Origin of the sequence: Blautia sp. AF17-9LB (assembly GCF_003479185.1) — a bacterium.
GTDB lineage: Bacteria > Bacillota > Clostridia > Lachnospirales > Lachnospiraceae > Fusicatenibacter > Fusicatenibacter saccharivorans.
Map to the genome: position 1 here is coordinate 348,898 of NZ_QUGU01000002.1, position 13,626 is coordinate 362,523.

Genomic DNA, 13,626 nt, shown 5'->3' on the forward strand with positions numbered 1-13,626 from the left:
GGCAATCAAACAGGAAAGGTGGGAAAAAATGGACTATCAGATGTTCAAAGAGCAGCTTGCCGCGCTGCTGAAAAGAAAAGCCGGCGATGATTTTGAGGTGAAGATAGAATCGGTGCAGAAGCTGAACGGTATCGAAAAAGAGGCGTTTGTCATCAGCAGAAAGAAGGACTGGATTGCACCGACGATCTACGTGGAGCTTCTGTATGAATGCTGTCTGCAGGGCGTGCCGCTTTCTCAGATTGCAGAAAAGGTACTGGAGCAGTACCGGAAAGTGGAAGCGGAGGCGAGAAGACCGGAGAAAGCTGCCTTTTTTACCAACTGGAAAAATGCTGCGCCGCAGATCTACTGCGAGCTCATTCATGCGGAGAAAAACCGTACGCTGCTCTCCGAAGTTCCGCACAGAAAATTTCTCGATCTCGCGGTCGTGTACTATTACCAGATGCGGGGAAACCGCGTGCCGGATGCGACAATTCTGATCCACGAGACGCACCGGGAGCTGTGGGGAATTTCGGCGGAGGAGCTGGATGCCCGTGCCTGGGAGAACACCCTGCGGGATCTGCCGGTGCGCACAGACAGCCTTATGGTGTATTTGAAAGAGGAGTACGGAGTAACATTTCCCCTGTTCGAGCTTGGTCCGCTGGCGGAACAGTTTTACCTGGTCAGCAACCGCAGAGGAAAGCTGGGTGCAATCTGCATGTGCTATCCCGGCGTGCTGGAGAGTCTTTCGCAGCGCTTTGAGGCAAGTCTTTATGTGATTCCGAGCAGTATCCATGAGTGCATGGTGATTCCAGATTATGATGTGTTCCCAGAGGAGTGTCTTTCCGACATGGTACGGGACGTGAATGAAAAGACGGTCAAGCCGCAGGAGATTCTGTCGGATCACGTTTATTATTACCACCGGGAAAGCGGGGAACTGACGCTGTGTGAGGAAGAAACGTAAGCTGTGTGGCAGAATAGTCTGCGAATAATTTAAGAAAAAAATGGGCGGCTGGGTGGGAAAAATACTTTACAATTGCAGGAGTCTGTGGTAAACTATCATAGTGTGGTTGAGAAAACAGATCACATCAGCGTCTGTAGCTCAGGGGATAGAGCAACGGTTTCCGGTACCGTGTGTCGGGGGTTCGAATCCCTCCAGACGCGTTTTTGCTACATGGCATGCTGCGGCGGGCAGGACCGGCGCAGGATAAGGAAAGCCCCTGCTTCGGTGTGAAGTAGAGGTTTTTTTGCTTGCTGAGCATATCAATAACTGATCCGGCGGATCAGTTTTGATGAAGGAGGAAAAATATGGCAAAACCAATGACAACAAAAGATAAAATCCGGGAATGGATTTCCGATAATCTGCGCTACATGCTTCTGATCGGAGCAATTCTCCTGATTGTGGCAGCGGTTCTTCTCATCGTTCATCTGGTGTCACCAAAAAACGATGGAAAATCGAGCGGCGGAACCGTAACAAGCAGCAGCACCGGAAACAATGTGCCGGATAAAAAGACACAGGTAAAAGCAGACAGCAAAGCAGATTCTGAGGACAGCACAGGCATTTCATCGGACGTTTCGGATTCCGCGAATGATTCCAGTGCAGATGCTTCCAGTACCGATACTGCCAGCGCGCCGGATGCAGAGGCTGAGCCGACAAGTGAGCCGGAAGCGGCAGACGATACCAGTAATACAGAGAATACCGATAATACGGCTGTCTCCTTTGCCACGGACAATGTCCCGGAAGTAAGCACCGTGCTGGAGCAGTATTACACCGCGCTCGGTGCAAGGGATATCAACGGTCTTTTTGCAGTAACAGATAATCTGACCGCGGAGGAGCAGGCGCAGATTGAGGCAGAAAGCGATGTGGAGTCATACGGAGATGTAAAGGTCTACACGATCAGCGGTCCAAGCGACGGAACGTACATCGCGTTTGTCAGCAGCAGATGCAAATATCTGGGAATCAACCAGACCCTGCCGATGCTTTCGGAGTATTATCTCTACACGACAGAAGACGGCGGCCTGAAAATCATGGATGATACTGACAGCGATGCGGCCGTAACCGAGGCTATGAAAGCGGCGCTCGAAAACGAAGAAGTCAAAAATCTGATCGAACAGGTTCAGAACGATTATCGGAATGCACTCGATGCAGATGCTTCCCTGAGAGTATATGTAGAGAGCATTCAGTAGGAACAATAGAATAATACAAAACAAAAAAAGCAGTTTCTGGTTTTTATGAAACTGCTTTTTTGGAAGGATAAAACCATGCGCTTAAACAAATACTTAAGTGATGCGGGCGTCTGCTCGCGGCGGGAGGCGGACCGTCTGACAGAAGCGGGCGAGATTACGGTAAACGGAAAACGCGCGGAAACCGGCATGCAGGTGGAGTCTGGCGACGTTGTTGTCGTGAAAGGCAAAACCGTTGTCCCGGAGGAGAAAAAAGTCTATCTCGCCTTCAACAAACCGCGCGGCATCGTCTGTACTGCGGAAAAACGGGAGAAAAACAACGTCATCGATTATCTGTCCTACCCGGTGCGGATTTACCCGGTGGGAAGACTCGATAAAGATTCCGAAGGCCTCCTTCTGATGACGAACGACGGTGCGATCGTAAACGGTATCATGCGTGCCAGAAACCGCCACGAAAAAGAATACCAGGTCGAGGTAAACAAAGAGATTACACCGGAATTTCTGAAAGAAATGGCATCCGGCGTGCCGATTCTCGATACCGTGACGCGCTCGTGCCGGATCCAGAAAACGGGAGAGCGCAGCTTTACGATTATTCTGACGCAAGGGCTGAACCGTCAGATCCGGCGGATGTGCGAAGCATTAGGATATCGTGTCACAAAGCTGAAACGTGTGCGGATCATGAATATTCACTTGAAAGACCTGAAAACAGGGGAGTACCGCCCTTTAACGGAAAAAGAATTAGCAGAACTGAAAAAGCAGATCGGGGAGGAAAAGCGATGAACGAGACAGAACGGATGAAGGAACTGGTCAAAAAGCTGAACGAAGCGGCAAAAGCCTATTACCAGGAAGACCGGGAGATCATGAGCAACCTGGAGTACGACACGCTGTATGACGAACTGCAGGTATTAGAGGAAAAAACAGGCGTAACACTCGCCGGAAGCCCGACCACAAAAGTCGGCTACGAGGCGATGGACGAACTGCCGAAAGAAGCGCACGAGTCGCCGATGCTTTCCCTTGATAAAACGAAAGATGTGGAAGTGCTCCGCAGCTTCATCGGGGATCACAAAACGCTGCTATCCTGGAAGATGGACGGTCTGACCGTCGTTCTGACGTACCGCGGCGGTACCCTCGCAAAGGCCGTCACCCGTGGAAACGGCGTGATCGGAGAGGTTGTCACGAACAATGCAAAAGTGTTTGAAAATATTCCCTTAAAAATCCCGTACCAGGGAGAGCTGGTTCTGCGCGGCGAGGCGATCATCCGCTATTCCGATTTTGAGAAGATCAACGAGGAGATTGAGGATGTCGATGCGAAATACAAGAATCCGAGGAACCTCTGCAGCGGTTCTGTGCGCCAGCTGAACAATGAGATTACGGCAAAACGCCACGTTCATTTTATGGCATTTGCGCTTGTGAGCGCTCCGGAACAGGATTTCGAAAATTCCAGAATCCGTCAGATGGAGTGGCTGAAAGAGCAGGGCTTCGAGGTGGTGGAATACAAGGTTGTCACCAAAGATAACCTCGACGAGGCGATGCAATATTTCTCCACGAAAATCGAGACAAACGATTTCCCGTCCGATGGCCTTGTCACGTTGTATGACGATATCGCCTACGGAGAATCACTCGGCACAACCGCGAAATTCCCGCGGAACGCTTTCGCCTTCAAATGGGCGGATGAACAGAAGGAGACCACTCTGCTTGAAATTGAGTGGAGCCCGTCGAGAACCGGTCTCATCAATCCGGTTGCGGTTTTTGAGCCGGTCGAGCTGGAAGGAACTTCGGTTTCCCGCGCAAGCGTCCACAACATCAGTATCATGCGTTCGCTGGATCTCGGTGTGGGTGATAAAATCCTTGTCTACAAAGCAAACATGATCATTCCACAGATCTCAGAGAATCTGACGAGAAGCGGTGTGCGCGATATTCCGGAAACGTGTCCTGCCTGCGGCGGTGCCACCCGGATTCAGATGATGAACAATGTCGAGACCCTCTACTGTACGAATCCGGAGTGCCCGGCAAAATTCATGAAGGCATTCACCCTGTTTGTAAGCCGCGACGCGATGAACATCGACGGCATGTCGGAGGCAACGCTCGAAAAATTCGTGGGCCACGGCTTCATCCGTGAGTTTGCCGATATTTTCCGTCTCGACCGCTACCGCGACGAGATTGTGGAGATGGACGGTTTCGGTGAAAAATCATACCAGAATCTGATCGACAGCATCGAGCGCGCGAAAAACACAACGCTGCCCCGTCTGATTTTCGGACTTGGCATCTTAAATATCGGTCTTGCAAACGCGAGAATGATCTGCAAAGCCTTCGATTTCGATCTCGACCGGATCCGGAATGCATCGGCGGAGGATTTCGCGCAGATCGACGGTGTCGGAGAAGTGATTGCAAAAAGCATCGTGGATTACTTTGCGGATGAGGAAAATAAAGAACGCCTTGAGCGCCTTCTGTCGTATCTGACGATTGAGAAGCCGCAGGCAAGCCAGGAAGAACAGAAATTAGCCGGTCTTACCTTCGTCATCACCGGAAGTGTGGAACATTTCCCGAACCGGAATGCATTAAAGGCAAGAATCGAGGAGCTCGGCGGAAAAGCCACCGGAAGTGTAACGGGAAAGACGAGCTATCTGATCAACAACGACACGACATCCAGTTCCTCCAAAAACCGGAAAGCGCGCGAACTCGGCGTGCCGGTGATCTCAGAAGAGGAATTTCTGAAGATGACAGAAGAATAACGAAATATCTGCAAAGGCGGTTTGCATCCCGCGCGGGAATCTGCTATAATCGGAAGCAGACGGCAGAAATTCCTGCCGGAAAAAGCAAACCGCCTGTCTGCGCAGAGAAAAGCGCGGCAGATCAAGAAGAATAGAAACGAGGAAAAAGAATATGCCGGTTAAAGTTCAGGCAGATTTACCTGTAAAAGAAATACTCGAAAGCGAAAATATATTCGTCATGGACGAGACAAGAGCGGTTCATCAGGACATCCGTCCGCTGAAGATTATGATCCTGAATCTGATGCCGCTCAAAGAAGATACCGAGCTGCAGCTTCTGCGCTCCCTTTCCAACACCTCCCTGCAGGTTGATGTCACCTTTCTGATGGTGGCAAGCCACGAGGCGAAAAATACATCGACCAGCCATCTGAACACGTTCTATGTGAAATTTGAGGATGTGCGGAAAAATTATTACGACGGTATGATCATCACCGGTGCACCGGTCGAGCAGATGGAATTTGAAGAAGTTGACTACTGGGATGAACTGACAAAGATCATGGACTGGACGAACACACATGTTACCTCCACGATGTTCCTCTGCTGGGGAGCCCAGGCGAGTCTGTATCATTTCTACGGACTGAAGAAACGGATGCTTCCGGAGAAGAAATTCGGGCTGTTCTGGCACAAAGTCAACAACCGCAAGATCCCGCTTGTGCGAGGCTTCGATGACGAGTTTTTGGCACCGCATTCCCGCCACACAGAAGTACCGATCGACGATATCCGTGCCTGCAAAGATGTCACGATTCTCGCAGAGTCCGACGAAGCCGGATTCTATCTTGGCATGGCGGAAGAGGGAAGAAAGATTTTTGTGATGGGTCATCCGGAGTACGACCGTATGACGCTCGACGGCGAGTACCACCGCGATAAAGACAAAGGACTCCCGATTGAGATTCCGAAGAACTATTATAAAAACGACGATCCAAATACAAAACCAGTGCTTTTATGGCGGTCACATGCGAACAATCTGTACACGAACTGGCTGAACTACTATGTATACCAGGTGACCCCGTATAATCTTGACGGAACTCCGGATTTTTCGGGAAAATAAGAGAGAAAAAGCCCCCGCACCGGGCGCACACCGGCTGCGGGGGGTTGCTGTAAAAATCTGCTATAAAAAACGGAAAGCTTTCCGGGCTTACCGTTTGAAATCAAATAATGTTTTCAGCGGAATTTCGAGTGCTTCCGCAATATCCATCAGCTTGTTTAGAGACAGAGAGGTATGACTGTTTGGCGCTTCGATGTTGCTCATATGTGTACGGCTGATCTGGACAGCTTCGGCAAGCTCACTTTGCGTTAATCCGCGTGCTCTGCGATAAAAAGCGATGGTAAGACCGAGGAGGCGCATCTCCTCCGTATGACGTTCTCCCATTGCTATGGCTCCTTTCTGAACAGAGTGATACAAAGACTTATATAATATTTATCTTAAACGATTAAATACCAAAAAGAAACAACTTTAAATTTTTATAATGCACATGTAAATTGTGCAAAATATAGAAATTATCCATCAGAATAATAGGAAAACAGGAAAAAGAGTTCTTTTGACAAATGAGAGGTTTTTGTGTATGCTGTAGAAAGCACCAACAAATAAAATCGGAGGTTTTTGCATATGAAAGAGTCGATCCATACCATTCCGCTGATGGATGCATTCAAGGCGGAAGATGAGTGCCCGTTCTGCTATCTGGAGCGGGAAGCAGAGCAGCATGCGATTTCGTTTGCGCTCGGTTCCGGCGCATCCTATATGGAGGATGATGTGCGTGCGGAAACAGACGCGATGGGATTCTGCCGCCACCACTATAAAATGATGTACGATTACGGAAACCGTCTCGGAAGCGGTCTGATTTTATCCACCCATCTGAAAAAACTGAACCAGGAGCTTGCCGCACAGATGGATCTGTTTGCACCGGGAAAATCCTCGGTGTTCAAGCGGATGCAGAAGACATCCCTCGACAAACAGGGCCGTGAGACTGCGATCGGCCAGTGGATTGATGAGAAGACGCATTCGTGCTACGTCTGCGATCACTTCAAGGCAAACTATAACCGCTATCTTGATACGTTCTTTGATCTCTACAAAAAAGACGAGGAGTTTGCAAGACTGTTCCGCGAGGGAAAAGGCTTCTGTCTGCCGCATTTTGCGGATCTGGTAGAAACGGCGGAGAAAAAGCTGAATGATAAACAGAAAGCGGAATTTTACCCGACTCTGTTCAAAATCATGAAAGAAAATTACCAGCGGCTGCAGGAAGAGGTAACATGGTTTACTGACAAATTCGATTACCGCAACAAGGATAAGGACTGGGGAAATTCAAAAGATTCCATCCAGCGCTGTATGCAAAAATTAGGCGGCGGCTATCCGGCGGACGAGCCGTTTACGGAAGGATTATAATTCTTGTTTATAAAAGGAGCATAAAGTTTCGATGCAGAAGTTTTATCAGAGATTAAAAGAGAATCAAAAGGAGCGCGCCCGGTGCGCGTTTCTTGTTTTGTATTTCGGCGTGCTGGCGGTGCTGCTGTTTCTGGCGCGCCCGCTGCTGGATACGACGGCGGCAGACCGGGAGTGGAGTATTCACTTTCTGTTCCCATGCCTGCTGGCGTGTATCATACTGACGACAGTTGTCAGTTTCTGCCGGTTTGCTGCAAAGCCGGACCAGAAACCAAAACCGCGCTATGTGGGATGGAAACAGCCGATTCTGATGCTGGCAAACGCAGCCTATCTGTTTGCCACACTGGAATTTGTCACAAACAGCCAGTTCCGGGAGATGAAATGGTATTATGCGTTGTTGAATATCGGTGTCATTTTCGTACTTTCCATTCTCGTTTCCCTCTTTCTGAACTCCATCCGCCGCGCGATGATTTTCATGAACATCTTTTATTTCTGCATGAGTCTGGTATTCTACTATGTTTATCTGTTCCGCGGAGAAGCGTTCCAGCTCATCGACCTGTACAGCATTGCGACGGCGGCGGACGTAGTCGGCGGCTACAAATTCGAGATCACAGGTGAAATCGTGACTTCGTTTATCACGATGATGCTCGTTGTGCGCCTCTGGCTGCAGAGCCGGGAATACCGTTTTGCACGGAAAACGAGAAATAAAATTCTGCTCCGCGTGGCTGCTGCTGCGCTGACGCTCGGAACATACCTGGCGTACATGAATCTGAACTGGAACGCCGAGTTCGGTGTCATCAGTGACCTCTGGAATCCGGCGAAGACATACCGCCAGTACGGAACGACAGTCGGTTTTACCGCGGTCGCCAAATACATGCGCCTGACACCGCCGGACGGCTATTCGAAAGACGAAGTGACAGCGATTGCCGATACGAGCGAGAAAGAGACGAAAACAGAAGATCTTCGAAAAGATAATGCGGATAGCGTGACACCCGTCAACATCATCGCGATCATGAACGAGTCGTGGTTTGACTACCGTTCCGTCGGCGATCCGCAGACGAGCGAGAGCTACATGCCGTTCCTCGACTCGCTGACCGAAAATATCATCAAAGGGCACACGCTGACGTGTACCAAGGGCGGCGGAACAGCAAAAACGGAGTATGAGTTCCTGACCGGAAACTCCTGCAAGCGGTTCCCGGGCATGGTGCCGTACGTCAGCTACTTTACGCACAGCCAGTATTCCCTTGTCACGACGTTAAAAGACCAGGGTTATCAGGCAATTGCGATGCATCCGAACAAGGCGACAAACTGGAAGCGGAGCACGGCATACCGTTTCCTTGATTTTGATGATTTCATCTCGATTGATCAGTTCTCCGATACGGCCAAGCGGTACCGCGGCATGATCAGCGATCAGGCGAACTATGAGAAGATCGTGGAAACCTACGAGAACAAGGAGCCGGGCAGCCCGTTCTTCCTCTTTGATGTGACGATGCAGAACCACAGCGGCTACACGAACCGTTATTTCCAGGCGGATATCAACTGCAACGGCTACGACAGTGATGAGGCCGATCAGTATTTCTCCCTGTTAAAGCTTTCCGATGAGGCAATTTCCTATCTGATCCGGTATTTCCAGCAGGTGGACGAGCCGACGATGATCATTATGTTCGGCGATCATTCCCCGAAACTGCCGGATGCGTTTGAAACATGGATTGCCGGAGACGCCTATCAGAATCTTTCGGTCGAGGATCAGGAGAAGTTCTATGGAACCCCGTTCTTCATCTGGACCAACTACAGCATGAAATCCGAGAGCAATGTCTGGATCAGCACAAATTATCTCTCAAGCTATGCGTTAAGCCTTACCGGCCTGGAACTGACGCCGTACAACGAGTATCTGCTTGACCTGCGCGAGAAGATGCCGGCGCTCAATCACCTCGGCTTTTTAGCAAGTGACGGAACCTGGTACCGCTGGAACGACAGCGATGCGCCGGAGGAGGATCTCGAGTACGAACGGCAGTATGAATGCCTGCAGTACAATGAACTGATCGACAAAAAAGACCGGGATGACAGCTTTTTTACAATTTCCGGTGAAAAAGACGAAGAATAAGGGCTTTCCCTACTTGCCAGAAAACGGAAACCTATGGTAGACTATACTCCGTATGACCGGGAAACCCCGGCGGTAACTTCACGTTTACAATTAAGAATAAGAAAATGAGGTTTTAAAAAGTATGATTGCAGCAAATAATGTGACACTTCGTGTCGGAAAAAAAGCGTTGTTTGAAGATGTCAATATCAAATTCACCGAGGGAAACTGCTACGGCATGATCGGTGCCAACGGAGCGGGAAAATCAACCTTTCTGAAAATCCTGTCCGGCCAGCTTGAACCGACAAACGGAGACGTAACCATCACACCGGGCCAGCGTCTTTCCTTCCTCGAGCAGGACCACTTCAAATACGACAGCTATCCGGTACTCGACACCGTTATCATGGGAAATGCCCGTCTCTATGAGATCATGAAAGAGAAAGAGGCGCTGTACGCAAAAGAAGACTTCACCGATGAGGACGGTATCAAAGCGAGCGAGCTCGAGGGTGAGTTTGCAGAGATGAACGGCTGGGAGGCAGAGACCGATGCAGAGCAGCTCTTAAACGGCCTTGGCATTGAGCCGGAACTGCACTACGCACAGATGGCAGACCTGACCGGCAGCCAGAAGGTCAAAGTTCTTCTTGCAAGAGCCCTGTTCGGAAACCCGGACATCCTTCTTCTCGACGAGCCGACCAACCACCTGGACCTCGATGCGATCGAGTGGCTTGAGGAGTTCCTGATCAACTTCGAGAATACCGTTATCGTCGTATCCCACGACCGTTACTTCCTGAATAAAGTCTGCACCCAGATCGCAGATATAGATTACGGAAAAATCCAGCTCTATGCCGGAAACTACGACTTCTGGTTTGAGTCCAGCCAGCTGCTGGTAAAACAGATGAAAGAGGCGAACAAGAAGAAAGAGGAGAAGATCAAAGAGTTACAGGACTTCATCTCTAGATTCAGCGCCAACGCATCGAAGAGTAAACAGGCTACTTCCCGTAAGAAAGCCCTGGAGAAAATCCAGCTCGACGATATCAAACCGTCCAGCCGGAAATATCCTTACATCGATTTCCGTCCGAACCGTGAGATCGGAAACGACGTTCTGCAGGTAGAGGGACTGACCAAAACCGTAGACGGCGTGAAAATCCTGGATAACTTAAGCTTCACCCTCGGAAGAGAAGATAAAGTTGCTTTCGTCGGAAGCAACGAGCAGGCGATCACCATGCTGTTCAAGATTCTGACCGGAGAAGAAGAGCCGGATTCCGGTTACTACAAATGGGGCGTAACCACTACACAGGCTTACTTCCCGAAGGACAACACCGCAGAATTCGACTGCGACCTGACGATCGCAGACTGGCTGACCCAGTATTCCGAGATCAAGGACGTAACGTATGTCCGCGGATTCCTCGGAAGAATGCTTTTTGCCGGTGAGGACGGCGTGAAACGTGTCAGAGTCCTTTCCGGAGGAGAGAAAGTGCGCTGCCTGCTCTCCAAGATGATGATTTCCGGTGCAAACGTTCTCGTTCTTGACGAGCCGACCAACCATCTGGATATGGAGTCCATCACTGCACTGAACAACGGTCTGATCAAATTTCCGGGCGTGCTCTTGTTCACCTGCCACGACCATCAGTTTGTACAGACCACAGCAAACCGTATCATGGAGATCCTTCCGAACGGCGCGCTGATCGATAAGATGACCACCTACGACGAGTATCTTGCAAGCGATGAGATGGCAAGAAAACGTCATGTCTATACAATGACAGAGGAAGATAATTAAAGATGAGCAAAAAGACGACAGTTTCCGGCATTCTGCTGGTGTTGCTTGTGCTGGCCACAACGCCGCTTCTTGGAACGGACAACGTTTCGTTCCTGAAGTGGTGGCTTATGACCCTGGTGCTCGGTATTGGATTTTATCCGGCTGCCGCAGCGCTGTTTCCGCGGTTTCATGACCGGGGATGGATGTTTTCTAAAGTGCTTGGCATCGTTGTTTCCGGTTTTGCTGTATTTGCTCTTGGAAGCTTCGGACTGGTTCCGTTTACCGCACCGGTCTGCCTGATCACAGTCGGTGTACTGATCCTGGCTTCTTGGATTTTCGGATGTTTTAAGGTACGCGTCCATGCGCCGGAAATCGACTTCCTGATGATGGAAGAAGTGTTGTTTTTCGCCTTTTTCCTTCTCTGGACCTATCTTGCGGGCTTTCACCCGGAGGCACACGGAACCGAAAAATTCATGGATTATGGTTTTATGAAGGCCATGATGCGCAGCACCGCCGTTCCGGCAGAGGATCTCTGGTACAGCGGAAGCGGTATTAACTACTATTACGGCGGCCAGTTCTATGCCGTATTTCTGACGAAGATTACCTTCACGGATGTAAAGCAGACGTACCATCTGATGCGTACGATGGTGGCATCGTTCGCGTTTGTTCTGCCGTTTTCGATCACCTACCATCTGGCAGAGTCGCGTGCGTGCCACCGCATCCGGAAAGAGGGCGGCAATAAAAGCCAGATTGCACCGGTGCTTGGCGGTCTTCTTTCGGGAGGCGCCGTTTCCCTTGCCGGAAATATGCACTATGTGATTTACGGCTGCATCCGCCAGTGGCTGGGACTGAACGAATCGGCTTACTGGTTCCCGAGTTCGACCCGCTATATCGGGTATGACCCGCTTGTGGAAAATGACCGCACGATTCATGAGTTTCCATCGTATTCCTTTGTGCTCGGCGACCTGCATGCCCATGTGGTGAATGTCATGTTCGTCCTGCTGGTGCTGGGCCTTTTATATTCCTACGTGAAAAATACCTGCCGTGATCCGGAAAAAGAGTGGAAATGGTCGTTAAAAGACGTTCTGCTTCAGCCGCAGATCATCGCGGCGGGCTTTCTGATCGGTGTGTTCCACTGGTCCAACTACTGGGATTTTGTTATCTATTTCGTCGTGATTGCAGGCTTCTCTCTGTACGGTGCGCTGTACCGGTATCATGCGCGGGCGAAAGAGACGATCGGAACGGTTCTCCTGCAGGCTGCAGAAGTTTTTGCAATTGGAACGATTGTTGCCCTTCCGTTTACAATGAAGTTTGAGACGATGGTTTCCGGTGTCGGCATTGCCAGGCACCATTCGATGCTGTATCAGCTGACGATTCTCTGGGGCCTTCCGACGGTGCTCGTTGTGCTGTTTATCGCAGCCGTTCTGCTAGCATGGCGGAAAAACTGTCATCTTCCGGGCATGGAGCGGCAGGGACAGATTGTACTTGCCGATGGAAAGACGCAGGAAGAGGTGGAAGAGCAGGCCGTTGCCCTGATTCTGGGAGAGAAAAAACCGGAGCCGGGCGAAAAAGAAACGGCGGAAAAGCCAAAAAAAGTTTCTGCCTTCTGTAATTTCTGGAGAGAGATTGCGGTGAGCGATATGGTGATCGGTATTTTAGGCCTCTGTGCCATCGGCCTTATCATCATTCCGGAGCTCGTCTATGTGCGCGATATCTACGAAGAATCGTATGCGCGCTCCAACACGATGTTCAAGCTGACGTATCAGGCATTTATCCTGTTTGGGATCTGCATGAGCTACATCATCACGCGGTTCCTGCTCTGGAAAAAAGAGCGGATTCTGCAGGTGTTCGGCGGAATCGGGCTGGTACTGCTTTTATGGACCTTCGGCTATTTTGGAACGAGCGTGTACTCCTGGTTCGGAAATATTTTCGATCTGTCCGAGTACCGCGGACTCGATGCGACAGCGTATCTGGAAAATGTCTTTTCCGAGGACGCAGGTGCCATCCGCTGGCTGGATGAAACAATAGAAGGACAGCCGGTTGTGCTTGAGGCGAACGGCGACAGCTACAGCGATTACGAGCGCGTTTCCGCAATGACCGGTCTTCCGACCGTGCTTGGATGGTATGTCCATGAATGGCTCTGGAGAGGGGATCCCGCAGACTTAAATGTCCGCGCCGAGGACGTGAAACAGATGTACACCTCGACCGATACGAATGAAGTGCTGCGCCTGCTGGAGCAGTATCATGTGACCTACATTTTTGTGGGAAGCAAAGAAAAGGAGAAATACGGCGATGCACTGAACGAATCGCTGCTGCAGTCCATCGGAGATATCGTTTACCAGGATACTGCGTCCGGTACGCATATTCTTCAGGTGCAGGATACATAAAGAACAAAAACAGGAGAAAAGAACCGCCGGGTGCGGCATCTTTTCTCCTGTTTTTCATATAATACAGGGAATGCAGAAGAAAGTGCGAAGGGCAGACC

The 13,626-nt window shown here is 50.3% G+C and carries 10 protein-coding genes and 1 tRNA gene; 10 read left to right on the forward strand and 1 reads right to left on the reverse strand.

Going from position 1 to position 13,626, the window contains the following annotated elements; genetic code table 11:
• Positions 1-28 precede the first annotated feature (28 nt).
• The 6 genes from DWX00_RS03935 (at position 29) to metA (ending at position 5,976) form a co-directional block, all read left to right on the forward strand.
• Entirely contained in the window at positions 29-940 is a 912-nt protein-coding gene (locus tag DWX00_RS03935; protein ID WP_118666314.1) for a DUF5688 family protein, read from the forward strand.
• Between the two features lie 127 nt (positions 941-1,067).
• A tRNA-Arg gene (locus DWX00_RS03940) sits at positions 1,068-1,140 on the forward strand.
• A 144-nt stretch (positions 1,141-1,284) separates the two neighbouring features.
• Positions 1,285-2,163: a hypothetical protein gene (locus DWX00_RS03945; RefSeq protein ID WP_117509117.1), complete on the forward strand. Its 879-nt coding sequence runs from the start codon at positions 1,285-1,287 to the stop codon at positions 2,161-2,163.
• A gap of 75 nt (positions 2,164-2,238) precedes the next feature.
• Positions 2,239-2,940, forward strand: coding sequence for a pseudouridine synthase (locus DWX00_RS03950; RefSeq protein ID WP_117509172.1), 702 nt, complete (start codon positions 2,239-2,241; stop codon positions 2,938-2,940).
• Positions 2,937-4,892, forward strand: coding sequence for an NAD-dependent DNA ligase LigA (gene ligA, locus DWX00_RS03955; RefSeq protein ID WP_117804012.1), 1,956 nt, complete (start codon positions 2,937-2,939; stop codon positions 4,890-4,892). The genes DWX00_RS03950 and ligA overlap by 4 nt, the downstream gene beginning before the upstream one ends.
• 151 nt (positions 4,893-5,043) lie before the next feature.
• Positions 5,044-5,976 carry a homoserine O-acetyltransferase MetA gene (gene metA / locus DWX00_RS03960; RefSeq protein ID WP_055228462.1) on the forward strand — a complete coding sequence of 311 codons (933 nt, stop codon included), beginning with the start codon at positions 5,044-5,046 and terminating at the stop codon, positions 5,974-5,976.
• A gap of 87 nt (positions 5,977-6,063) precedes the next feature.
• Here metA and DWX00_RS03965 read toward each other — a convergent pair whose 3' ends face one another.
• Complete coding sequence (locus tag DWX00_RS03965; protein WP_022462523.1) at positions 6,064-6,297, reverse strand: helix-turn-helix domain-containing protein; 234 nt, start codon at positions 6,295-6,297, stop codon at positions 6,064-6,066.
• A gap of 237 nt (positions 6,298-6,534) precedes the next feature.
• On the opposite strand from DWX00_RS03965, the gene DWX00_RS03970 reads away from it, so the two are divergent.
• The 4 genes from DWX00_RS03970 to DWX00_RS03985 all read left to right on the forward strand — a co-directional run bounded on the left by DWX00_RS03970 (position 6,535) and on the right by DWX00_RS03985 (position 13,528).
• Complete coding sequence (locus DWX00_RS03970) at positions 6,535-7,308, forward strand: DUF6062 family protein (protein ID WP_117509116.1); 774 nt, start codon at positions 6,535-6,537, stop codon at positions 7,306-7,308.
• Between the two features lie 31 nt (positions 7,309-7,339).
• Positions 7,340-9,409, forward strand: coding sequence for an LTA synthase family protein (locus DWX00_RS03975; protein ID WP_118594690.1), 2,070 nt, complete (start codon positions 7,340-7,342; stop codon positions 9,407-9,409).
• A gap of 121 nt (positions 9,410-9,530) precedes the next feature.
• On the forward strand, positions 9,531-11,162 hold the full coding sequence (locus DWX00_RS03980) for an ABC-F family ATP-binding cassette domain-containing protein (protein WP_022462526.1): 1,632 nt from the start codon (positions 9,531-9,533) through the stop codon (positions 11,160-11,162).
• Between the two features lie 2 nt (positions 11,163-11,164).
• A complete protein-coding gene (locus DWX00_RS03985; protein ID WP_118594691.1) occupies positions 11,165-13,528 on the forward strand; it encodes a DUF2298 domain-containing protein in 2,364 nt (787 codons plus the stop codon).
• The last annotated feature ends 98 nt before the right edge of the window (positions 13,529-13,626 follow it).